General features: G+C 55.9%; 17 protein-coding genes and 1 riboswitch. Of the genes, 13 read left to right on the forward strand and 4 right to left on the reverse strand.

Going from position 1 to position 23269, the window contains the following annotated elements; translation table 11 throughout:
* Positions 1–136 precede the first annotated feature (136 nt).
* On the reverse strand, positions 137–1102 hold the full coding sequence (locus LCF41_RS15570; protein ID WP_225085369.1) for an aldo/keto reductase: 966 nt from the start codon (positions 1100–1102) through the stop codon (positions 137–139).
* A 263-nt stretch (positions 1103–1365) separates the two neighbouring features.
* Here LCF41_RS15570 and LCF41_RS15575 point away from each other — a divergent pair, with 263 nt between their 5' ends.
* From LCF41_RS15575 to yegS, 12 genes are all read left to right on the forward strand, one after another.
* Positions 1366–2556, forward strand: coding sequence for a NupC/NupG family nucleoside CNT transporter (locus LCF41_RS15575; RefSeq protein ID WP_284144964.1), 1191 nt, complete (start codon positions 1366–1368; stop codon positions 2554–2556).
* A 248-nt stretch (positions 2557–2804) separates the two neighbouring features.
* Positions 2805–4040 (forward strand): MdtA/MuxA family multidrug efflux RND transporter periplasmic adaptor subunit, encoded by a 1236-nt coding sequence (locus LCF41_RS15580; protein ID WP_225085370.1) that lies wholly within the window; start codon positions 2805–2807, stop codon positions 4038–4040.
* Complete coding sequence (locus LCF41_RS15585) at positions 4040–7162, forward strand: MdtB/MuxB family multidrug efflux RND transporter permease subunit (protein WP_225085371.1); 3123 nt, start codon at positions 4040–4042, stop codon at positions 7160–7162. The genes LCF41_RS15580 and LCF41_RS15585 overlap by 1 nt, the downstream gene beginning before the upstream one ends.
* Positions 7159–10239: a multidrug efflux RND transporter permease subunit MdtC gene (gene mdtC, locus LCF41_RS15590; RefSeq protein ID WP_225085372.1), complete on the forward strand. Its 3081-nt coding sequence runs from the start codon at positions 7159–7161 to the stop codon at positions 10237–10239. The genes LCF41_RS15585 and mdtC overlap by 4 nt, the downstream gene beginning before the upstream one ends.
* A 547-nt stretch (positions 10240–10786) precedes the next feature.
* Positions 10787–12187 carry an MFS transporter gene (mdtD, locus tag LCF41_RS15595; RefSeq protein WP_225085373.1) on the forward strand — a complete coding sequence of 467 codons (1401 nt, stop codon included), beginning with the start codon at positions 10787–10789 and terminating at the stop codon, positions 12185–12187.
* Between the two features lie 7 nt (positions 12188–12194).
* Positions 12195–13562, forward strand: coding sequence for an envelope stress sensor histidine kinase BaeS (baeS, locus tag LCF41_RS15600; protein WP_225085374.1), 1368 nt, complete (start codon positions 12195–12197; stop codon positions 13560–13562).
* A 25-nt stretch (positions 13563–13587) separates the two neighbouring features.
* Entirely contained in the window at positions 13588–14316 is a 729-nt protein-coding gene (gene baeR / locus LCF41_RS15605) for an envelope stress response regulator BaeR (protein ID WP_225085375.1), read from the forward strand.
* A gap of 84 nt (positions 14317–14400) precedes the next feature.
* A complete protein-coding gene (locus tag LCF41_RS15610) occupies positions 14401–15009 on the forward strand; it encodes a Vat family streptogramin A O-acetyltransferase (RefSeq protein ID WP_250160558.1) in 609 nt (202 codons plus the stop codon).
* 52 nt (positions 15010–15061) lie between these two features.
* Positions 15062–15613, forward strand: coding sequence for a GNAT family N-acetyltransferase (locus tag LCF41_RS15615; protein ID WP_225085377.1), 552 nt, complete (start codon positions 15062–15064; stop codon positions 15611–15613).
* 171 nt (positions 15614–15784) lie between these two features.
* On the forward strand, positions 15785–16744 hold the full coding sequence (locus tag LCF41_RS15620) for a glutathione S-transferase family protein (RefSeq protein WP_225085378.1): 960 nt from the start codon (positions 15785–15787) through the stop codon (positions 16742–16744).
* 212 nt (positions 16745–16956) lie between these two features.
* A complete protein-coding gene (trhP, locus tag LCF41_RS15625; RefSeq protein ID WP_225085379.1) occupies positions 16957–18318 on the forward strand; it encodes a prephenate-dependent tRNA uridine(34) hydroxylase TrhP in 1362 nt (453 codons plus the stop codon).
* A gap of 411 nt (positions 18319–18729) precedes the next feature.
* Positions 18730–19629 carry a lipid kinase YegS gene (gene yegS / locus LCF41_RS15630; protein WP_225085380.1) on the forward strand — a complete coding sequence of 300 codons (900 nt, stop codon included), beginning with the start codon at positions 18730–18732 and terminating at the stop codon, positions 19627–19629.
* Between the two features lie 28 nt (positions 19630–19657).
* Here the strand turns inward: yegS and psiE are convergent, their stop codons facing one another.
* The 3 genes from psiE to thiM all read right to left on the reverse strand — a co-directional run bounded on the left by psiE (position 19658) and on the right by thiM (position 21812).
* Complete coding sequence (psiE, locus tag LCF41_RS15635; protein ID WP_039486479.1) at positions 19658–20065, reverse strand: phosphate-starvation-inducible protein PsiE; 408 nt, start codon at positions 20063–20065, stop codon at positions 19658–19660.
* A 152-nt stretch (positions 20066–20217) separates the two neighbouring features.
* On the reverse strand, positions 20218–21021 hold the full coding sequence (gene thiD, locus LCF41_RS15640; protein WP_225085381.1) for a bifunctional hydroxymethylpyrimidine kinase/phosphomethylpyrimidine kinase: 804 nt from the start codon (positions 21019–21021) through the stop codon (positions 20218–20220).
* Positions 21018–21812 carry a hydroxyethylthiazole kinase gene (gene thiM / locus LCF41_RS15645; RefSeq protein ID WP_225085382.1) on the reverse strand — a complete coding sequence of 265 codons (795 nt, stop codon included), beginning with the start codon at positions 21810–21812 and terminating at the stop codon, positions 21018–21020. The genes thiD and thiM overlap by 4 nt, the downstream gene beginning before the upstream one ends.
* Before the next feature lie 36 nt (positions 21813–21848).
* Positions 21849–21945: riboswitch (TPP riboswitch) on the reverse strand.
* Between the two features lie 161 nt (positions 21946–22106).
* On the opposite strand from thiM, the gene ahr reads away from it, so the two are divergent.
* A complete protein-coding gene (gene ahr / locus LCF41_RS15650) occupies positions 22107–23126 on the forward strand; it encodes an NADPH-dependent aldehyde reductase Ahr (RefSeq protein ID WP_225085383.1) in 1020 nt (339 codons plus the stop codon).
* The last annotated feature ends 143 nt before the right edge of the window (positions 23127–23269 follow it).

The following is a 23269-nucleotide window of genomic DNA, read 5'->3' on the forward strand; positions in this document are numbered from 1 at the left end:
CGCTCACTCGGCGGTCAAGCCTACCGATGCATAATTTTTTACGCCGGATAACAACAAGGTCATCATAAGTCACGACATTTGTGGCGCACGAAACCATTTCCAAGCCTGCATAAAATGTGACGAAGAAAGCCGCTTCCTAATAACGACTCGCGCGATTCAGCAACTCAATATCTTCTGCCGGCAGCACCAGTCGCGTGGCGCTCGCCAGTTCAGCTACCTGCTCCAGCGATGTCGCGCTGGCGATCGGGGCGGTAATACTCGGACGTGCAATCAACCAGGCCAGCGCCACCTGCGACGGCGTCGTCTGGTGTGCATTCGCCACGCTATCCAATGCCTCCAAAATGGTGCGGCCGCGCTCGTTGAGGTATTTCTCTACCACGCCCTGTCCGCGCGCACTTTTCGAGGCATCCTTCGGCTGACGATACTTGCCAGACAAGAACCCACTCGCCAGCGAATAATAGTTAATGACCCCGATCCCTTGTTCGCGCACCAGCGGTTCCAGCGCGGCTTCATAGCCTTGTCGATCGTACAAGTTGTATTCCGGTTGCAGCGTTTCATAACGTGCCAGATGGTTGGCTTTACTAATTTTCAGCGCCTCAGCCAGACGTGTCGCGCTGTAGTTAGACGCGCCAATCGCGCGCACTTTTCCCTCTTTAATCAGCGCATCAAACGTGGCCAGCGTTTCTTCCAGTGGCGTATCTTTGTCGTCCGTGTGTGCCTGATAGAGATCGATATAGTCCGTTTGCAAACGCTGTAATGAAGCCTCGACCGCCTGACGAATATAGCGAGGAGACAGCCCTTTCTTGCCGTCCCCCAAGTCCATCCCCACCTTGGTCGCGATAATGACCTTGTCACGCTGGCCGCTTTTTTTCAGCCAGTTACCGATGATCGTTTCAGATTCCCCCCCCTGATTACCGGGTGCCCAGCGCGAATAAACATCGGCGGTATCAATAAAATTCAGCCGATGCGCCAGCAACGCATCCAGCAGACTGAATGATGTCGGCTGGTCAACCGTCCAGCCAAAGACATTACCGCCGAACGAGAAAGGTGGAACCACGATCCCAGAACGTCCAAGCTCACGTGTGGTATTTGATACTGACATAATCACTCTCCTTTTGAATCATGCAGAAAACATCATAAAAATACTCGCCAACCTGCAACCTAAAGCAGGGCAATGCCACTTTCCGTTTGGGATAAGAATAATGAATGACCAGAAAAGTGCGAATAACGAGACGTAGCATTTAGTTTAGATAAAATCCCAAGGTATAATTGTTTTTTTGCGTTCTTCCTCTCATTTTTAATGCACGCGTTACATAAAATGACGTGGAAAATTTGGCCTGCCTCATATTTGGAGCACACATGTCCCTGTCCCATATCGCGCAATTTATTCTGGCGCTGGTTGTTGTTACGGCGCTGGCGCTGCTTGTCTGCCGCGATCGTAAAAGCATTCGTATTCGTTTTATTATTCAGCTACTCGTCATCGAAATTCTGCTTGCTTACTTCTTCCTGTACTCAAACATTGGGTTAGGTGTCGTCAAAGGATTCGCAGCGGTATTCGACAAATTACTCGGATTTGCAGGCCAGGGGACGGACTTCGTATTCGGTGACATGGTGAATAGTGAGAAGAACCTGATTTCCTTCTTCTTCAAAGTGCTCTGCCCTATCGTCTTCATTTCCGCGCTGATCGGTATCCTGCAACACATTAGAGTGCTGCCGATCATCATCCGCGCCATTGGTACGCTCCTGTCCAAAGTGAACGGCATGGGTAAACTGGAATCCTTTAACGCCGTCAGTTCACTGATTCTCGGCCAGTCCGAAAACTTCATTGCCTATAAAGATATTCTGGGCAAGATGTCTGAAAAGCGCATGTACACCATGTCCGCAACTGCCATGTCGACCGTGTCGATGTCTATCGTCGGGGCGTACATGTCTATGCTGGATGCCAAATTCGTCGTTGCTGCGCTGATTCTGAACATGTTCAGTACCTTCATCGTGCTGTCGCTGATTAACCCCTACAAAGTCGGTGAAGAGCCGGAATTGCAGTTGGGTAATCTGCATGAAAATCAGAGCTTCTTTGAAATGCTGGGCGAATACATTCTGGCGGGCTTTAAAGTCGCCGTTATCGTGGCAGCCATGCTGATCGGTTTCATCGCACTGATTGCCGCGGTCAACGCGATTTTCAGTGCCATTTTTGGCATCAGCTTCCAGGAAGTCCTCGGATACGCGTTCTACCCGTTTGCCTGGATCATGGGTATCCCCTCTAATGAAGCCCTGCAGGTGGGTAGCATCATGGCGACCAAACTGGTTTCTAACGAGTTTGTTGCGATGCTGGAACTGCAAAAAGTGGCAGGCGAACTGTCTCCACGCAGCGTGGGCATTCTGTCCGTGTTCCTGGTCTCCTTCGCCAACTTCTCGTCCATCGGGATTATTGCTGGCGCGATTAAAGGCCTGAACGAGCAACAGGGCAACGTGGTTTCCCGTTTCGGTCTGAAACTGGTTTACGGTTCCACGCTGGTGAGCATCCTTTCCGCCGCTATCGCCGGTCTGGTGCTGTAACCCTTCATCGTGTTATAGAATTTTTATCTCTATCCGGCAGCCTCGCGCTGCCGGTTTTTTTTCCCTACAAACCCTGACATATCTTCCATATTTCCTTCATTTTTGTCCGGCATCTCCTGTTTAAACTAGTAAAATAAGGCCATGGTCCCATAACCTGCTTGCTAAAGTGACAACGCACGCACGTGCAGCTTGAAGTATGACGGGTACACCGTGCTTCCCGCGCAACCTGGAGAGAGTAATCCATCACTATGAATGCCAAACGTATCCGAGGCCTGCTGGTACTTGCCGCCGTTATCGCTATTGCCGTGCTGATCTGGCGCCATTTTACCCAGACGTCGCCTGCCGCTTCTGGTGCAGGTGAACAGCATGCCGCCCGTACATCACATTCGGGAAATAGTACCAGTGGCGGTGGACGCCGCGCCGCTATGCGCACGCTGGCCCCAGTGCAGGCGGCGATGACGCAATCCGCTTCCGTGCCCTATTATCTGTCCGGCTTAGGCACCGTGACAGCGGCCAGCACCGTGACGCTGCGCAGCAGGGTGAACGGTCAACTGATGGCGCTCCACTTTCAGGAAGGGCAACAGGTTAAGGCTGGTGACCTGCTGGCAGAAATCGATCCTCGTCCTTTTCAGGTTGAACTGACGCAAGCACAAGGGCAGTTGGCAAAAGATCGGGCCGTGCTGGCTAATGCTCAACAGGATTTGGCACGCTACCAGCAACTGGTGAAAACCAATCTGATCTCCCGTCAGGAGCTGGATGCCCAGACCGCCGCCGTTCGTCAGGCGGAAGGCACGCTAAAAGCCGATGAAGGTGCCGTCGCCAGCGCACAGCTCCAGTTGGATTACAGCAAGATCACTGCGCCTATCAGCGGTCGGATCGGCTTAAAGCAGGTCGATGTCGGGAATTATATCACCAGCAGCGACACCAATGGCCTTGTCGTGATCACACAGACCTACCCGATTGATGTCGTCTTTACCGTACCGGAAGCGGAAATTTCCACCATTCTGAGCGCGCAGAAATCAGGCCAGCCGCCCGTGGTAGAAGCCTGGGATCGCGCCAATCAAACGAAACTCTCGCAGGGCATCCTGCTGAGCATGGACAACCAAATCGACGCCACCACGGGCACGATCAAACTCAAGGCGCGTTTTGACAATCTGGACGATGCTCTGTTCCCGAACCAGTTCGTGAATATCCGCATGAAGGTCGATACGCTGAAAAACGCCGTCGTCGCCCCTTCCGCCGCCGTGCAAATGGGGAATGAAGGCCGTTTCGTCTGGATTCTGAATGATAAAAACGAAGTCAGTAAGCGTCAGGTTACCACCAGTATTCAGTACGGCCAGTTGGTTGTGGTGACGGCCGGATTAGACGCCGATGTGAAAGTTGTCACTGACGGTATCGACCGCCTGACCGAAGGGGCGAAAGTGGAAGTCGTGCCCTCAACGCTGACGGAGAAAACGCCTGCCATCACCGGGGAGAAATCCTGATGCAGGATACCGTTCCAGCCAGCGGCGGCGGGCCGTCACGCCTGTTCATTCTGCGCCCGGTCGCCACGACGCTGCTGATGATCGCCATTCTGCTGGCCGGTATTATCGGCTATCGGGCGCTGCCGGTATCCGCGTTGCCCGAAGTCGATTACCCAACGATTCAGGTCATTACCCTGTATCCCGGTGCCAGCCCCGATGTGGTGACGTCTGCGATTACCGCGCCGTTGGAGCGCCAGTTCGGCCAGATGTCCGGGCTAAAACAGATGTCGACGCAAAGCGCCGGCGGCGCATCCGTCATCACGCTTCAATTCCAGCTTGAACTGTCGCTGGACGTCGCCGAACAGGATGTGCAGGCCGCCATCAATGCGGCCAGCAACCTGCTGCCTAACGACCTGCCCTACCCGCCGACCTACAGCAAAGTGAATCCGGCCGATCCGCCGATTATGACGCTGGCCGTCACCTCCAGCGCCATGTCGATGACGCAGGTGCAGGACATGGTGGACAACCGCATCGCGCAGAAAATCTCGCAGGTGGCGGGCGTCGGTCTGGTGTCGTTAGCAGGTGGGCAGCGTCCGGCTGTGCGGGTCAGGCTGAACGCCCCCGCGCTGGCGGCATACGGCTTGACCAGCGAAACAATCCGCACCGCGATTACCGCCGCCAACGTGAATTCGGCCAAGGGGAGTCTGGACGGCCCAACGCGCTCGGTCACGCTCTCCGCCAACGATCAGATGAAAACCGTTGATGATTACCGCAAGCTGATTGTCGCGTGGAAGAATGGCGCGCCAGTGCGGCTTCAGGATGTCGCTACCATCGAGCAGGCCGCCGAGAATATTCATCTTGGAGCTTGGGCGAATCGGCAGCAGGCGATCATTATCAACGTTCAGCGTCAGCCGGGTGCCAACGTCATCACGACCACGGACAGCATTAGCAAGATGCTGCCCGCGTTAAAAGCCAGCCTGCCAAACTCTGTCGAAGTCACCACGCTGACTGACCGCACCACCAGCATTCGCGCCTCAGTGAAAGACGTCCAGTTCGAGCTGCTGCTGGCTATCGCGCTGGTCGTGATGGTGATTTACCTGTTCTTGCGTAACGCCGTCGCCACGCTGATCCCCAGCATTGCCGTGCCGCTGTCGCTGATTGGCACCTTTGCCGCGATGTATTTTCTCGGTTTCTCCATCAACAACCTGACGCTGATGGCGCTGACCATTGCCACCGGTTTCGTGGTGGATGATGCCATCGTGGTGATTGAAAACATCGCCCGCTATATCGAAAAAGGGGAAAAGCCGCTTAACGCGGCGCTGAAAGGCGCGGGGGAAATCGGCTTCACCATTATCTCTCTGACCTTCTCGCTCATCGCGGTGCTGATCCCGCTGCTGTTTATGGGCGATATCGTCGGACGCCTGTTCCGCGAATTCGCCGTCACGCTGGCGGTATCCATCCTGATTTCCGCCGTCGTGTCGCTCACGCTGACGCCCATGATGTGCGCTCGAATGCTGAGCCATCAGTCGCTGCGTAAACAGAACCGCTTTACCCGCGCCAGCGAACGTTTCTTCACTCGCCTGATTGATGCCTACGGCGTCTGGCTGCGCAAGGTGCTGAATCATCCGTGGCTGACGCTCAGCGTCGCACTCGGTACGCTGCTGCTAACGGTTCTGCTCTATATCTGGATCCCGAAAGGCTTCTTCCCGATACAGGATAACGGCATCATTCAGGGTACCGTGCAGGCTCCACAGACGGTCTCCTTCAGCAATATGGCCGACCGCCAGCAGCGCGTCGCCTCCATCATCATGAAAGATCCGACGGTGGAAAGCGTGTCCTCGTTCATCGGCGTTGACGGCACCAATGCCGCGCTGAACAGCGGCCGACTGCAAATCAACCTGAAACCGCTCAGTGAACGCAGCGAACGTATTCCAGAGATCATCAGCCGCTTGCAACAGCAAACGGCACAAATTCCCGGTATTCAGCTGTATTTGCAACCGGTGCAGGATCTCACCATCGACACCCAGATTAGCCGCACGCAGTACCAGTTTACGTTACAAGCTATGTCGCTGGACGAGCTGAGCGAGTGGGTGCCAAAGCTGATGACCGAGTTGAAAACGCTGCCGCAGCTAGAGGATGTCAGCAGCGACTGGCAAGACGGCGCCGCCGTTGCCTACGTCAACGTAAATCGCGACAGCGCTAGCCGTCTGGGCATCACGATGTCGCAGGTCGATAGCGCGCTGTACAACGCTTTTGGCCAGCGTCTGGTCTCTACCATCTATACGCAGGCCAGTCAGTACCGCGTGGTGCTGGAACACGATACGACCAACAACACGGGTCTGGACGCGCTGAACGATGTGCGGCTGATCAGCAGCGACGGCGGTACGATCCCGCTCAGCAGTATTGCCACGATTGAAGAGCGTCAGGGGCCGCTGGCGATCAACCATATCGACCAGTTCCCATCGACGACGATCTCCTTCAACGTCGCCAGCGGCTATGCGCTGGGGGCAGCGGTGGATGCCATTACCCAGACCGAACAGCAGATGAACCTGCCTGCGGATATCACCACTCGTTTTCAGGGAAGTACGCTGGCGTTCCAGTCAGCGCTGAGCAGCACCGTGTGGCTGATCGTGGCAGCGATTGTCGCGATGTACATTGTGCTTGGCGTGCTGTACGAGAGCTTTATTCACCCGATCACCATCTTGTCTACGCTGCCAACGGCGGGCGTCGGCGCACTGCTGGCGCTCATGATGGCGGGGAATGAGCTGGATGTGATCGCCATTATCGGGATCATTTTGCTCATCGGGATCGTGAAGAAGAACGCCATCATGATGATCGACTTCGCGCTGGCGGCAGAGCGAGAACAGGGCATGAAACCGTATGACGCGATTTATCAGGCCTGTCTGCTGCGTTTCCGGCCGATTTTGATGACCACTATGGCGGCGCTGCTGAGTGCGCTGCCGCTGATGCTGAGCACCGGCGTCGGCGCGGAACTGCGCCAGCCGCTGGGGATCTGTATGGTCGGCGGCCTGATCATGAGCCAAGTCCTGACGCTGTTTACCACACCGGTGATCTACCTGCTGTTTGACCGTCTGGCGACGCGTTTCCGCCGGACGCCGCGTCAGGAGGAAGAAACCGAGTGAAGTTCTTCGCCCTGTTCATCCACCGCCCCGTCGCCACCCTGCTGCTGACGCTGGCCATCGCGCTCTGTGGCGTATTGGGTTTCCGCCTGTTGCCGGTGTCGCCGCTGCCGCAGGTGGATTTCCCGGTGATCTCGGTCAGCGCCTCGCTGCCCGGTGCCTCGCCGGAAACCATGGCCTCTGCGGTCGCGACGCCGTTGGAACGGGCACTCGGCCGGATCGCGGGCGTCAGCGAAATGACCTCTACCAGTTCGCTCGGCAGCACGCGCGTCATTCTGGTGTTTAACCTCGACAGGGATATCAACGGCGCAGCGCGCGATGTGCAGGCGGCCATCAACGCGGCACAGAACCTTCTGCCGTCCGGAATGTCCAGCCGCCCGACCTACCGCAAGGTCAACCCGTCCGACGCACCCGTCATGATCCTGACGCTGACCTCGGACACCTACAGTCAGGGACAGCTGTACGACTTTGCCTCTACCCAGCTGTCGCAGAAAATTTCGCAGATGGAAGGCGTTGGCGATGTCTCCATCGGCGGGAGTTCACTGCCCGCCGTGCGCGTCGCGCTGAATCCAGTGGCGCTGTTTAATCAGGGTATTTCCCTCGATGAGGTACGGCAGGCCATCGCGCAGGCGAACGTGCGCCAGCCGCTGGGGAACGTGGAAAACAGCCAGAAAAGCTGGCAGATAAAAACCAACGATGAGCTAAAAACCGCCGATGCCTACGCGCCGCTGATTATCCACTACAACAACGGGGCCGCCGTCCGCCTGAGCGACGTCGCCACGGTAGAAGATTCAGTCCAGAACTCACGTAACGCAGGGATGGCGAACTCGAAGCCTGCAATTCTGGTGATGATTCGCCGCGCGCCGGATGCCAACATTATCACCACGGTAGACAATATCCGCGCCGCGATGCCGGAACTGCGCGCTAGCCTGCCTGCCGAAATACAGCTTGATGTTGCACAGGACCGTTCTCCCACCATCCGCGCCTCACTGGCGGAAGTGGAACGATCGCTGGTGATTGCCGTCGCGCTGGTGATTCTGGTCGTCTTCCTGTTCCTGCGTTCCGGCCGTGCGACCGCCATTCCGGCGTTGGCCGTACCGGTATCGCTTATCGGCACCTTCGCGGCCATGTACCTGTGCGGTTTTAGTCTGAACAACCTGTCGCTAATGGCGCTTACTATTGCCACCGGTTTCGTGGTGGATGACGCCATCGTGGTGCTGGAGAATATTTCCCGCCACATCGAAGCTGGCATGAAGCCGGTACAAGCATCGCTTCAGGGCGTGCGCGAAGTGGGGTTTACCGTCTTATCAATGAGTCTGTCGCTGGTGGCGGTGTTCATCCCGCTCCTGCTGATGGATGGCTTGCCGGGGCGGTTATTCCGCGAATTCGCCGTCACGCTGTCGGTGGCGATCATGATTTCGCTGCTGATCTCGCTGACGCTGACGCCGATGCTGTGCGCCCGCCTGCTGCGTGCTGTTCCCAAGCGTAGCCAGCCGCGCACCCGTGGCTTTAATCGTGTCTTGCTCGCCATGCAGCAAGGCTACGGGCAATCGCTAAAGTGGGTGCTCAACCATGCACGTTGGGTGTTGCTGCTCCTGCTGGGCACCATTGCGCTCAACGTCTGGCTGTATATCAGCATCCCGAAGACCTTCTTCCCGGAACAAGATACGGGCCGATTGATGGGCTTCATTCAGGCCGACCAGAGCATTTCTTTTCAGGCCATGACGGTGAAACTCCAGAACTTCATGACCATTGTCAGCAGCGATCCGGCGGTGGATAACGTGAACGGGTTTACTGGCGGATCGCGCACTAACAGTGGCTCGATGTTTATCTCACTTAAGCCGCTGTCCGAACGTGATGTATCGGCACAGCAGGTGATCAGCCGCCTGCGCGTCAAGCTGGCAAAAGAACCCGGTGCCAACCTGTTTTTAATGCCGGTGCAGGATATTCGTATCGGCGGGCGGGAAGCGAACGCTGGGTATCAGTACACGCTGCTGTCTGACGATCTAAGCGAGCTGCGCACCTGGGAACCCAAGATTCGTGCTGCTTTCAGCAAACTCCCTGAGCTGGCCGACGTGAACTCCGATCAGCAGGATAAGGGCGCGGAAATGGCGCTCACTTACGATCGCGATGCGATGGCGCAGCTCGGCATCAGCGTTTCTGCCGCTAACGCGCTGCTCAATAACGCCTTCGGACAGCGCCAGATTTCGACCATTTACCAGCCGTTAAACCAATACAAGGTGGTGATGGAAGTGGACGACGCCTACACGCAGGATGTCAGTTCACTGAACAAGATGTTCGTGATCAATAACGAAGGTAAGCCTATCCCGCTCTCTTATTTCGCCAGTTGGAAGCCGATCAATGCACCGCTATCGGTGAACCATCAGGGGTTGTCTGCCGCATCAACAATTTCTTTCAACCTGCCGGAAGGCACCGATCTGTCGAGCGCCACGGCAGCGATAGAAAGAACCATGACGTCGCTGGGCGTGCCGTCAGCAGTGCGCGGTCAGTTCTCCGGTACCGCACAGGCGTTCCAGCAGTCGCAGTCTTCCCAACTGTTGCTGATTCTGGCGGCGATTATCACCGTGTATATCGTGCTGGGCGTGCTGTATGAGAGCTATGTGCACCCGCTGACGATTCTGTCGACCCTGCCCTCGGCGGGCGTGGGGGCGCTGCTGGCGCTGGAGTGGTTTGGCGCACCGTTTAGTCTGGTGGCACTGATTGGTATCATGTTGCTGATTGGGATCGTGAAGAAGAACGCAATCATGATGGTAGATTTTGCGCTGGTGGCACAGCGCAGCGGCAAGCTGAGCGCACAGGATGCGATTTTCCAGGCCTGTCTGCTGCGTTTCCGCCCGATTATGATGACCACATTAGCCGCGCTGTTTGGGGCTCTGCCGCTGGTGCTGACCAGCGGCGACGGTGCAGAACTGCGACAGCCGCTCGGCATCACGATTGTCGGCGGGCTAGTGATGAGCCAAATCCTCACGCTGTATACCACACCGGTGGTGTATCTGTTTTTCGACAAACTGAGGCATATTCGGCGCAAAGCCCCGGAGAAGGATTTGTCACTGTCGTGATAATAATCAATATGTTATTTCAGGGGAGGTTTCGTGCGCTTAACTCGCAACGTACTCCCACCTTGGCGTAAATTATGCTGAGGAGAAGATGCTCTCTCGGATGAGCGGAGCGACAAGATGTGTCACTATCATGACTGAACATGAACAACGATAACGATCTAATAACATGCTATTTCTGGGGAGGTTTCGTGCGCTTAACTCGCAACGTACTCCCACCTTGGCGTAAATTATGCTGAGGGAAAAGCATACTCTCGGATAAGCGGCATGGATGCCGCGCAAGCCGATGCCGCGTAGGGAACGCGTCAGCGGCGGTCCGCAAAGAGGATGCTTTTCCCGAAGGCACCGCATAGCGGCATAATTTCCCGCCAAAAGCCAGGGTTCCAAGGGCGACGGCAATTGAGCCGCCCTTGGTCGGGCGCGTTCGGAACGCTACTAGAAAAACGGTGATGCTTGAGCGCACGAAACCTCGCCGAGATAAAAATATTCACAATGTGAGGACACCACCGACTATGCCCAATGTATTCAACAATCAAGAAGGTCATGAAAGATGACCCAACCAGCTTCCGTCCGCTGGCAACTCTGGATTGTTGCCTTTGGCTTTTTTATGCAGACGCTGGATACCACCATCGTGAATACCGCGCTGCCTTCAATGGCCGCGAGTCTGAATGAAAGCCCGCTGCATATGCATTCGGTGATTGTTTCCTATGTGCTGACGGTCGCGGTGATGCTGCCTGCCAGCGGCTGGCTGGCGGATCGCATCGGTGTGAAGAACATCTTTTTCACCGCGATTTTGCTGTTTACGCTCGGCTCACTGCTGTGCGCCCGTTCGGAAACGCTGAATGAACTGCTGGCCTCACGCGTTATTCAGGGCGTCGGCGGCGCAATGATGGTGCCGGTAGGACGGCTGACGGTGATGAAGATCGTCCCGCGCGATCAGTATATGGCGGCAATGACATTCGTAACGCTACCCGGCCAGATTGGCCCATTGATGGGGCCCGCGCTCGGCGGCTTTCTGGTGGAATATGCCAGCTGGCACTGGATTTTCCTTATCAACCTGCCCGTCGGCATTATCGGCGCGCTGGCAACCTGGTTCCTGATGCCCAATTACACTATGCGAACGCAGCGCTTTGACATCAGCGGCTTCCTCTGGCTTGCGGTTGGCATGGCCACCTTAACACTGGCGCTGGACGGCAACCGCAGTCTGGGCATTCCACCGATTGCCATTTTCGCGTTAATCGCTATCGGACTGATCGCCCTGTTAAGCTATTGGCTGCACGCTCGCCACAACAAACGCGCGCTGTTTAATCTGCATCTATTCGATACCCACACCTTCTCTATCGGCCTGACTGGCGGGCTATTGGCGCGCATCGGCAGCGGTATGCTACCGTTTATGACGCCGCTATTTTTGCAGTTGGGAATGGGGTTTTCTCCCTTCCACGCCGGGCTGATGATGGTGCCGATGGTATTAGGCAGTATGGGCATGAAGCGGATCGTGGTACAGGTCGTTAATCGGCTCGGTTACCGACACGTACTGATTGTCTCCACGCTGCTGCTGGCACTGGTCACGGCACTGTTCGCGCTGGTCGCGCTGATGCAATGGATCTGGATGATCCCGATTGTCTTGTTCTTCCTTGGCATGGTGAACGCCATTCGTTTTTCCACCATGAATACACTGACGCTGAAAGATCTGCCGGATACGTTGGCCAGCGGCGGCAATAGCCTGCTGTCGATGACGATGCAGCTGTCCACCAGTCTCGGCGTCAGCATCGCAGGCATTCTGCTGGGCATGTTTTCCCAACCGCATATGGCGGCGGGGAGCGGAGAAACCCACATGGTGTTTATTTACACCTACCTGAGCATGATCGTGATCATCGCCCTGCCAGTGCTAATTTTTAACCGCGTTCCACCGGACAGCGTCAAGCAGTCCGTGCTGCCGAGTAAATCGTGAGGTCGTTATGAAATTCGGAATCACCGCCAAACTGTTTCTCGCGATTTTCGCCACCTGCATGCTGGTACTGATTACCATGCATTGGGGTGTGCGCGTCAGCTTCGAACGCGGCTTTATCGACTACATTAAGCGCGGCAACGAACAGCGGGTCACGCAATTGCGCGATGCGCTGGCGGAACAATATCAGCAGCACGGCGACTGGTCATTCCTGCGCAACAATGACCGGCTGGTGTTCAAAATGCTGCACTCGTTGGATCAGAACAACGACACCGACAACAATATGCAGGGGCTACGCGTGCGCCTGTGGGTGCTCGATACCGGCAAGCGCAAGCTGTTCGGCTCTCCGGCACCGATACCGAACGAAGGCACCTGGCAGCCGATTCAGGTGCAAAACCAGACGGTCGGCTGGATTGTTGCCTCGCCCGTTGAACGCCTGACCCGCAACGCCGATATCAGTTTCGATCAACAGCAGCAGCGCACCAGTTGGCTGATTGTCGCGCTCTCGACACTGCTCGCGATCATCGCCACCTGGCTGACCGCGCGTGGCCTGCTCGCGCCCGTCAAACGGCTGGTCAACGGCATGCACAGTTTGGCCTCAGGAGATTTCAGCACCCGCGTGACGGCAAGCTCACACGATGAACTGGGCAGGCTGGCGCAGGATTTCAACCAGCTTGCCAGCACGTTGGAAAAAAACGAGCAGTCGCGTCGTGCGTTTATGGCCGATGTCTCCCACGAATTACGCACGCCGCTGGCGGTGCTGCGCGGTGAGCTGGAAGCCTTGCAGGATGGCGTACGCAAGCCTGACGCGCATTCGCTGCATTCGCTCCAGTCTGAGGTGACGACGCTCACTAAACTGGTGGATGACCTGCATCAGCTTACGCTGTCCGATCGCGGGGCGCTGGCCTACCGCAAAACGGCGGTGGACGTGGTGCAACTTCTGCATATTGCTATCGCCGCGTTTCATGAACGCTTCCAGAAAAAACAGATTACGATCACCACGGATCTACCCGCTCAGGCTGGCGTCTTTGGTGACCCTGATCGGTTAAGCCAGTTATTTAACAATCTGCTGGAAAATAGCCTGCGCTACACTGACGAGCAGGGACAGTTGATCATTACCCTCATGCAGCAGCATAAACACTGGGCTATTATCTGGCAGGACAGCGCCCCCGGCGTGACCGACGAGCAACTCACGCTGATTTTCGAGCGCTTTTACCGTGCGGAAAGTTCGCGCAACCGCGCCAGCGGCGGCTCCGGGCTGGGGTTGGCTATCTGTAATAATATCGTTGAGGCGCATAGCGGACGACTGTATGCTGAACATTCGCCGCTAGGGGGAGTGATGATTACTATTGAGCTTCCCTTGCACGAATCTGATTAAGATCCACACCTAAATAAGCAGAGCTATGACAACCGCATCCGATTTCGCTATGGCATCACCTATTCTGATTGTCGAAGATGAGCCCAAGCTGGGGCAACTGCTGGTGGATTATCTTCAGGCAGCGGACTACGCCACGCACTGGCTGTCCGACGGTAACGATGTCGTCGAGTGGGTGCGGCTGCATTCCCCTTCACTCATTTTGCTGGATTTAATGCTGCCGGGCTGCGACGGCCTGACGCTCTGCCGCACCATCCGCCAGTTCTCCAACGTGCCGATTATTATGGTCACCGCCCGTAGCGAGGAGATCGATCGCCTGCTGGGGCTGGAAATTGGTGCCGATGACTATATTTGTAAGCCCTTCAGCCCACGCGAAGTCGTCGTGCGCGTCAGAACGCTGCTGCGTCGCTGCGGCTGGCAGAACGAGGGTATGAAAGCCATCGAGAAAACCGAAACGGCTCTGCTGATTGATAAAAGCGGCTTTCAGGCCAGCTATCTGGGGCAGAACCTTGACCTGACGCCAGCCGAGTTTCGCCTGCTCAAGACGCTTTCTACCGAGCCGGGGAAGGTGTTTTCCCGCGAGGCGCTGCTGGATAAGCTCTACGACGATTATCGCGTCGTGACCGACCGCACCATCGACAGCCACATCAAAAACCTGCGTCGTAAGTTAGAGCAGTTGGACGAAGAGACCTCATTTATCCGCACGGTATACGGCATAGGCTATCGCTGGGAAGCCGCCCCCTGCAATGAGGTATAACACCAATCGCGCGATGCTGTTATTGGATATTATGCTGCTACGGAGGCCATTTTGAACGGACCCGATCCGGATAACCGCTACCCCATGGCCGGTTTTCCCCAAGTGTGTTTCATCAAGAATATTGCCACCAACCCGAATATCGAAATTGGCGACTACACCTATTATGACGATCCCGACGGCGCGGAAAATTTCGAGCAAAATGTGCTCTACCACTATCCGTTTCTCGGCGATAAATTAATCATCGGTAAATTTTGCGCCATCGCGCGCGGGGCAAAATTTATCATGAACGGCGCAAATCATCGGCTTTCCGGCCTGTCGACGTATCCCTTCCAGATTTTTGGCAACGGCTGGGAAAAAGTGACGCCGAAGCCAGAGGAACTGCCTTATAAAGGTGACACGTTCATCGGCAATGATGTCTGGATTGGCTATGATGCACTGATCATGCCCGGCATCCGCATCGGAAATGGCGCCATCATTGCGTCACGCGCCGTGGTCACCGCCGATGTGCCCGCTTATACGATCGTCGGCGGCAATCCGGCAAAAATCCTGAAATCCCGTTTTACGCCAGACGTCATCAATACGCTTGAAGCGCTGTGCTGGTGGGACTGGCCGATAGAAAAAATCACGCGTCATCTGGACATCATCGCCGCGGGTGATATTGCGGCACTACAAGCGTGCCATCTGTCAGAGTAACCGTCTTCCATTCCATACGAATCCGTACCACACAGAAGAGGCTTTCGCGATAATGACCAGGCTATTTTCCGAAACGACCAAAATCGAGACACCTCGCCTGCTGCTGCGCCCACTCTATCGTGATGATGCGTCTGCGCTGTTCGTTTTTATGTCCGATCCCGTCGTGATGCGTTTCTGGAATCATCCGCCCTGGCAGCACCTCGAACAGGCGCATGATGCGATTGACGAATACTGGAGCGCACTGTGCGCCGGGCAATACATGAAGCTAGGTCTGGAAGTAAAAGCGAGCGGCGAACTGATCGGTACCTGTGTGCTGTTCAACCTTGAGATTGACTCTAAACGCGCCGAGATCGGCTACTGTCTGGCGGCAAGTGCGCAAGGGAAAGGTTATATGGCGGAAGCGCTCTCTGCACTGCGGGATTTTGCCTTTGAAACGGCGGGACTAAGCCGACTGGAAGCGGAAATCGATCCCCGCAATGTGGCCTCAGCCCGATCGCTGGAGCGGCTGGGGTTCACGCAGGAAGGGCTGTTAAAGCAGCGTTGGATTGTGGACGGCGAGGTGTCAGATTCCGCGCTGTACGGCCTGCTGGCAGCCAAACGCTAGCGACCTCATTCCCAGACTGGTCAAAAATACTGTCTGACTTAATGAAAATTTTGTCATTTTCTCTTTTCCCAAGGCTGTTACTCTTTTAAGCCTACAATAATAACGGGTATCACCTCGCACGCAGTGCGGGAGATGGGTCACCTGCAACAGCACAGATAAGGGAAAAAGCATATGTCAGGTTTAGTGAACGGCAAATGGGTTAACGGCGATGTCGCGGCGGAAGAGATCAAAAACGGCGCGTTCCACCGTGAAGAAACCAAATTTCGGCAAACCGAGCTGGTGCCAGAAGCGGGTCGTTACCAGCTTTTTGTCTCCTATCTCTGCCCGTGGGCGTCGCGCACGCTGATTTTCCGCAAGCTGAAAGGGCTGGAGAACATCATCTCGCTTTCCGTTGCTAACCCACGCATCGCCGATAACGGCTGGGAGTTTGCCACCCCGCAGGATGCTGGCGAGCACGTGGGCGAGATTCACTACCTGCACCAGTTGTACACCGCCAGCGTGCCCGACTATACCGGAAAGGTGTCGGTGCCTGTGCTGTGGGATCGGGTGGAAGGCCGCATCGTGAATAACGAATCGGCGGACATCATCCGCATGCTGAATAGCGAATTTAACGACCTGACTGGTAATCACCTCGATTTCTACCCGTCAGAACTGCACGCTGAGATCGATCGCTGGAACGAAACCGTGTATCACAACGTCAATAATGGCGTGTATAAAACCGGCTTCGCCAAAACACAGGAACACTATAACGCTGCCGTCACGACGCTCTTCACTACGCTGGACGAGTTGGACGAACATCTGGGCAACCATCGCTATATGCTCGGTGACACGCTGACCGAAGCCGACTGGCGTCTGTTTGTGACGCTGGTACGTTTTGACGTGGCCTACCACGGCGCGTTCAAATGCAACCTGAAGCGTATTGCCGACTACCCGAACCTGTCGAATTATCTGCGCGAGCTGTACCAGTGGCCGGGCGTCGCAGAGACGGTCAATATCGACCACATCAAAGCGGGCTATTACGGCATTGCCTGGCTGAACCCGACGCAAATTGTGCCGGTTGGCCCATTCGTCGATTTATCTCAGCCCCATAACCGTGAAGCGTTCGGAAAATCCCGTATCGCCACGCGTTAATACGGCTTTATCTGGCCTGCTCGATTAATGGCAGGCCATTCTTTATTTAGGTCAAAAAATTGATTTGCATCAAACGATTGATTTATGTCAAACAAAGGCCCCACTTTTCGTGTGTCGTCTACTGCAATTTTCCCCTATTAGCGCTAGAATCCTCCGCCTTTACTGCTCCCGCCGCGGAGCAGCCTGACTTGTGATCAGAATCGAGAGATACCATGTTTAAACCGGAACTGCTTTCTCCGGCCGGTACGCTGAAAAATATGCGCTACGCCTTTGCCTATGGCGCGGACGCGATTTATGCCGGTCAACCCCGCTACAGCCTGCGCGTGCGTAATAACGAATTCAACCATCAGACGCTGGCGCAAGCCATTAACGAAGCGCATGAACTGGGCAAGAAATTCTACGTGGTCGTTAACATCGCACCGCACAATGCCAAACTGAAAACCTTCCTGCGTGACCTGCAACCCGTCATCGAAATGGGGCCGGATGCGCTGATCATGTCCGATCCGGGTTTGATTATGCTGGTGCGGGAAAACTTCCCACAGATAGATATTCACCTTTCCGTTCAGGCCAACGCGGTAAACTGGGCGACGGTGAAATTCTGGCAGCAAATGGGGCTGACACGTGTCATTCTGTCCCGCGAACTGTCGCTGGAAGAAATTGCAGAAATCCGCCAGAACGTGCCGGATATGGAACTGGAGATCTTCGTTCACGGCGCACTGTGCATGGCCTACTCTGGCCGCTGCCTGCTGTCCGGTTACATCAATAAACGCGATCCGAATCAGGGTACCTGCACTAACGCCTGCCGCTGGGAATATAAGGTTCAGGAAGGTAAAGAAGACGACATCGGCAATATCGTCCATCAGCACGAACCTATCGCGGTGAAGAATGTTGAGCCCGCGCTGGGCATCGGCGAACCGACTGACAAAGTCTTTATGCTGGAAGAAAGCATGCGCCCCGGCGAGTACATGAGCGCCTTTGAAGACGAACACGGCACCTACATCATGAACTCCCGCGATCTGCGTGCCATCCAGCACGTTGAACGCCTGACGCAGATGCAGGTGCACTCGCTGAAAATCGAAGGCCGCACCAAGTCATTCTATTACTGTGCCCGTACTGCACAGGTTTATCGCCGTGCCATCGACGATGCCGTGGCGGGTAAACCGTTCGATCCAACCTTGCTGGAAACGCTGGAAGGGCTGGCGCACCGTGGCTACACCGAAGGCTTCCTGCGTCGCCACGTGCATGAAGATTACCAGAACTACGATTACGGCTATTCTGTCTCCGATCGTCAGCAGTTTGTCGGTGAATTCACCGGCATGCGTCGCGATGGGCTGGCGGAAGTCGAGGTGAAGAACAAATTTTCCTGCGGCGACAGCGTGGAGATGATGACGCCAAACGGCAATATTCAATTCACCATCGACTCCATGCAGAACGCCAAAGGGCAACCCGCCGATGTGGCGCCGGGTAACGGCCATATCGTTTACCTGCCCGTGCCGGACGATATCTCGCTGGACTATGCGCTCTTGCTTCGCAATCTGCCGGGCACTACCACGCGTAACCCTAACGCGGAATAAACCGGTCATACCGCCGGATGTCCCGTACATCCGGCAATGCCTCCCACAAGCGATCCCTTCCTTCTCGTATGCCCCCCTATTCTCGACCGTTCTCAACCGCGACTCAGTACGTCAATCGCTCGACGGTATCGTTACAAAGCTCAGGGTTTTTAACGAATATTAGAAACAGATCACATCAATTCACCGGTCTTGTGGTTAGTATTGCGTCGCTGAGAAAACATAGAACGAAAAATAAGCGTAGTGATACTACTAGGAACCACCTCCTTGGCCAGCTCAATCTCCCTTGAGCTGGCTTTTCTTTTTCTCCCGCCCGCGCATTTTCCCCACCGCACATTCACCGACTCTTCTGATGTCTACCTATCGATTTAGTGACTATTATTAATCCCACGATCCTGCTTAGGAGAAATGGCCATGGAAAAAAATCCAATCACACTGCTAATTCTGAATGGGAAGAGTGCGGGTAATGAAGAACTCCGCGAGGCCATTGATACGCTGCGACAGGACGGCTATACGCTGCATGTCCGCGTGACCTGGGAATATGGCGATGCCAAACGCTATGTAGAAGAGGCGATTCAGCTCAGCGCGGATAACGTGATCGCCGCCGGTGGCGACGGCACCGTCAATGAAGTCGCCGCCGCATTAGCGGTACAGCCGGAAGCGGTGCGCCCGTGTTTGGGGATTGTCCCGCTGGGTACGGCCAACGATTTCGCCACCAGTTGTCAGATTCCGATGGAGATGCACAACGCGCTAACGCTGGCGATCAAAGGCCGCGTCACCGCCATTGATGTCGCCAACGTGAACGACAGTCACTATTTCATCAACATGGCAACGGGCGGCTTCGCCACGCGCATTACCACCGAGACACCCGCCAAGATGAAGGCCGCACTGGGAAGTGCGTCTTACGTGCTGCACGCGCTATTTCGCATGGACATGCTGCAAGCCGAGCGCTGTGAGATTCGCGGGCCGGATTTTCACTGGTCAGGCGATACGCTGGTCATTGCGGTGGGGAATGGTCGTCAGGCAGGCGGCGGACAACAGCTTTGCCCTGAAGCGCTGGTCAATGATGGGCTGCTGGAACTGAGCGTACTATCGGCAACCGAGCTGCTGCCGAATATGCTTCAGGCCTGGTTTACCGGCAGCGAAAATCAGAACATGATTTCCGCTACCCTGCCCTGGCTGGAGATCACCGCGCCGGATGATATGACATTTAATCTGGACGGCGAGCCGCTCACCGCCAAACGCTTCCGTATCGAGGTGCTTCCCGCCGCGATTCGCTGCCGGCTGCCGCCCCAGTGCTCTCTGCTGGAATAGCGGTGCGTTTCGACGATTCCTGTTTCTCCTATTCCCGTTTCAGGCGATTACTGTTTGCCAGGTACAGCGTCACGACTAGCAGCAGGATCGCCGCAGAATACACCAGCGTATCCGACGGGCTTTTGTGATCGACAATAATCAGGCGAATGATGGCCGTAATGCCGATGTAGATAAAATAGCGCAGCGGGAAGTGATAGCCGGACTGGAAATACTTCACGATCAGCGCAATAAACTCAAAATACAGGAAATAAATTACAATGCCTTCTATCAGCTGATAGGAGGAATCTTTCTCATTGGAGATCAGCAGCACCTTCGCCAGATGAAACGTTTCTTTGACTAAAAAAATCACCAGAATAGTCGCCAGCACCAGCAGGCCGATATTGAGTATCGTCTGAAGCGCTTTGGCAGCCATCGCACTGCGAGCAGAACCTGCCATATGTTATCCCCACACCCTGTTTCACATTAACGCCAAGATTTCACAGCAAAGTAACCGGATGCCCCCACACTGTCACGCCAAAATACGCTTAATTTAGTTTGAAATTACTGGCAAAGATGTCACGCAAAGTACAAGTCAATTTACTTATGGTTTTACCACCAGCGATGGAAATGGTGAACGGGGCCGATGCCGTGCCCGACCTCCAGCGTGTCGGCCTGTTGTAATGCCTGCTGCAAATAATCCTTCGCGGCGTAGACCGTTTCGCTCCAGCTATCGTGGCGCGGTCGCAACGCGGCCAGTGCGGCAGACAGCGTGCAGCCGGTGCCATGCGTATGACGGGTATTCACTCGCGGGGAACTAAAGCGCTGCGGTTCGGCCTGTCGGCTGAACAGCCAGTCCGGGCTTTCCGCTTCACTCAAGTGACCGCCTTTCATCAGCACCGCCTGACAGCCCATTGCCAGCAGCGCCTCCCCCTGCTCACGCATTTCCCGTTCGTTGGTGGCCGGTGACGTATTCAGCAGCGCCGCAGCCTCGGGCAAGTTGGGCGTAATCAGGGACACCAGCGGCAGCAGTTCACGGCGGATCGATTCCACCGCCTCGGGTGCGAGTAGCGGATCGCCACTTTTCGCCAGCATCACGGTGTCCAGCACCACAAAAGGCACCGCGTAGTGACGCAGGCGCTCGGCAACCGCGTCAACAATATCGGTCTGCGCCAGCATCCCAATCTTGGCGCTGTCGATGCGTACATCGCTCAGCACGGAATCCAACTGCGCCGCGACAAAATCCGGCTCAATTCGGTAGACGGACTGCACGCCGCGCGTATTTTGCGCCACCAGCGCGGTAATGACTGACGTCCCATAAGCCCCCAGCGCGGAAAAAGCTTTTAGATCCGCCTGAATACCCGCCCCGCCGCTCGGATCGGTGCCTGCAATCGTCAACGCATTGATACGTTTCATGCCAGATCCTCCGCGCGCAGGGTATAGAGCCTGTCGAGAAAGTTGGGGATAAAACTGCCTGTACCTTGAGACACCGAAGCCGCCTGCTGCCCCGCGAAAGCCATGACATAGCACGCCGCCGCTACGTGGGATAAGCGTTCCCCCTCCAGAGCACAGAAACCCGCGACGACTGCCGACAGCGCACAGCCCGCACCAACCACGCGCGTCATCATGCTATCGCCACCAGTCACCGCGATATCACGTACGCCGTCCGTGACATAATCCACCACGCCGGTCACCGCGACGATCGTCCCCACTTGCCGCGCCAGTTCGCGTGCAGCAGGAAGCGCTGCCAGCGAGTCATCGGTGCTATCCACACCCCGCCCCTGTGCGGCTAAGCCCGCCAGCGCCATGATTTCAGACGCATTGCCGCGAATCGCCGCGGGCTTCCACGCCAGCAATTCCCGACAGAATTCACGCCGAAAGGTCAACCCGCCTACGGCAACCGGATCGAGCACCCACGGCGTCCCCGCCTGATGCGCGCGGTTTACCGCCGCTCGCATCGCCTCGGCGCGCGAGCGCTCCAGCGTCCCGACATTAATCAGCAGCGCATCGGCCACCGCGCTGAACTGCGCAGCTTCTTCAGGATCGACCACCATTGCCGGCGACGCATTCAGCGCCAGCAGCACATTAGCGGTAAAAGATTGCACCACGTCGTTGGTCAGGCAGTGCACCAGCGGCGAGGCAGAACGGAATTGGGTGAGTGAGGTTGCTGCCTGAGCGGCAGAAAGGTCGGTGGGTCGCGTGTTCATAGGTCTCCCAACCGGCGTGGAAGAAGGCGGCAACCGGTGGGCATACCGTGACTTCCCTACGCTGGCATTATCCAGATCAGGTGGTACGGGTATTTCTCAGCCTTCACAAAGAAGGGCACCCCGAGTCATGTACTACGCTTTGCAGCATAAGTAAGTGGGTAACGTAAAGCAAGCGCTCCCCCGCTTCTCTTGCCCACCCGACACCCAATGAAAAACCACAGGCACGTTGTGACATAGAGAAAAACGCCATAACCCTTTAGACTGGTTAATCAAACCCATACTGAGGAGATTGTGATGACGATGATAAAGAGTTATGCCGCACCGGAAGCAGGCGCAGCGCTGGAGTTGTATGAGTTTGATGCGGGTGAACTACAGGCGGAAGACGTAGAAGTTGTGGTGGATTACTGCGGCGTGTGCCATTCCGATCTCTCGATGATCGATAACGAATGGGGCATATCGAGCTATCCGCTGGTTGCCGGGCATGAAGTAATTGGCCGTGTGCACGCCCTGGGCAACGCGGCGAAGAACAAAGGATTAAAGGTTGGTCAGCGCGTCGGTATTGGCTGGACGGCACGTAGCTGTGGGCACTGCGATGCCTGTATCAGCGGCAGCCAAACCAACTGCCAGCAAGGCAGCGTGCCGACCATCCTGAATAAAGGCGGTTTTGCCAATAAGATCCGTGCGAACTGGCAGTGGGCTATCCCGCTTCCTGATTCCATCGATATCGAATCTGCAGGCCCGTTGCTGTGCGGCGGCATCACCGTTTTCAAACCGCTGTTAATGCACCATGTCACCGCAACCAGCCGCGTCGGCGTGATCGGCATCGGCGGTCTGGGGCATATCGCGATTAAGCTCCTGCACGCAATGGGTTGTGAAGTCACGGCGTTCAGCTCAAACCCAGCCAAAGAGCAGGAAGTGCTGGCGATGGGTGCCGATAAGGTCGTCAACAGCCGCGATCCTCAAGCGCTGACGGCATTAGCGGGTCAGTTCGATCTCATCATCAACACCGTGAGCGTCGATCTGGAATGGCAACCCTACTTCAACGCACTCGCCTATAACGGGAAATTCCATACCGTCGGCGCGGTGATGAAGCCATTTAGCGTGCCGGCCTTTACGCTCATCGCAGGTGACCGCAGCGTTTCCGGCTCTTCTACCGGCTCACCGCATGAACTGCGTTCTCTGATGAAGCTCGCCGCGCGTGCCAACGTGAAGCCGCAGACAGAGCTGTTCCCGATGTCAAAAATCAACGAGGCCATCCAGCACGTACGCGACGGCAAAGCCCGCTACCGAGTCGTACTGAAAGCCGATTTCTAATCGGTAAAGACGCCTGAGCAATCGGGCGTCTGCTTTTTGCACATCAGCTCAGCCAACGCCATTCTCTGGACTACACCGCCCCGTACAACGATGCTGAATGTATTCAATCGGTTTCATGATAGGATTGAAAGGTGATGCAAGAG

Source organism: Pectobacterium colocasium (genome assembly GCF_020181655.1).
Lineage (GTDB): Bacteria > Pseudomonadota > Gammaproteobacteria > Enterobacterales > Enterobacteriaceae > Pectobacterium > Pectobacterium colocasium.

Bases quoted from the DNA above. Each gene is read 5' to 3' on its own strand.
- LCF41_RS15570 (WP_225085369.1), bottom strand. From the start codon at position 1,102: ATGTCAGTATCAAATACCACACGTGAGCTTGGACGTTCTGGGATCGTG.
- LCF41_RS15580 (WP_225085370.1), top strand. From the start codon at position 2,805: ATGAATGCCAAACGTATCCGAGGCCTGCTGGTACTTGCCGCCGTTATC.
- LCF41_RS15585 (WP_225085371.1), top strand. From the start codon at position 4,040: ATGCAGGATACCGTTCCAGCCAGCGGCGGCGGGCCGTCACGCCTGTTC.
- mdtD (WP_225085373.1), top strand. From the start codon at position 10,787: ATGACCCAACCAGCTTCCGTCCGCTGGCAACTCTGGATTGTTGCCTTT.
- baeS (WP_225085374.1), top strand. From the start codon at position 12,195: ATGAAATTCGGAATCACCGCCAAACTGTTTCTCGCGATTTTCGCCACC.
- baeR (WP_225085375.1), top strand. From the start codon at position 13,588: ATGACAACCGCATCCGATTTCGCTATGGCATCACCTATTCTGATTGTC.
- LCF41_RS15610 (WP_250160558.1), top strand. From the start codon at position 14,401: ATGGCCGGTTTTCCCCAAGTGTGTTTCATCAAGAATATTGCCACCAAC.
- LCF41_RS15615 (WP_225085377.1), top strand. From the start codon at position 15,062: ATGACCAGGCTATTTTCCGAAACGACCAAAATCGAGACACCTCGCCTG.
- LCF41_RS15620 (WP_225085378.1), top strand. From the start codon at position 15,785: ATGTCAGGTTTAGTGAACGGCAAATGGGTTAACGGCGATGTCGCGGCG.
- trhP (WP_225085379.1), top strand. From the start codon at position 16,957: ATGTTTAAACCGGAACTGCTTTCTCCGGCCGGTACGCTGAAAAATATG.
- yegS (WP_225085380.1), top strand. From the start codon at position 18,730: ATGGAAAAAAATCCAATCACACTGCTAATTCTGAATGGGAAGAGTGCG.
- psiE (WP_039486479.1), bottom strand. From the start codon at position 20,065: ATGGCAGGTTCTGCTCGCAGTGCGATGGCTGCCAAAGCGCTTCAGACG.
- thiD (WP_225085381.1), bottom strand. From the start codon at position 21,021: ATGAAACGTATCAATGCGTTGACGATTGCAGGCACCGATCCGAGCGGC.
- thiM (WP_225085382.1), bottom strand. From the start codon at position 21,812: ATGAACACGCGACCCACCGACCTTTCTGCCGCTCAGGCAGCAACCTCA.
- ahr (WP_225085383.1), top strand. From the start codon at position 22,107: ATGACGATGATAAAGAGTTATGCCGCACCGGAAGCAGGCGCAGCGCTG.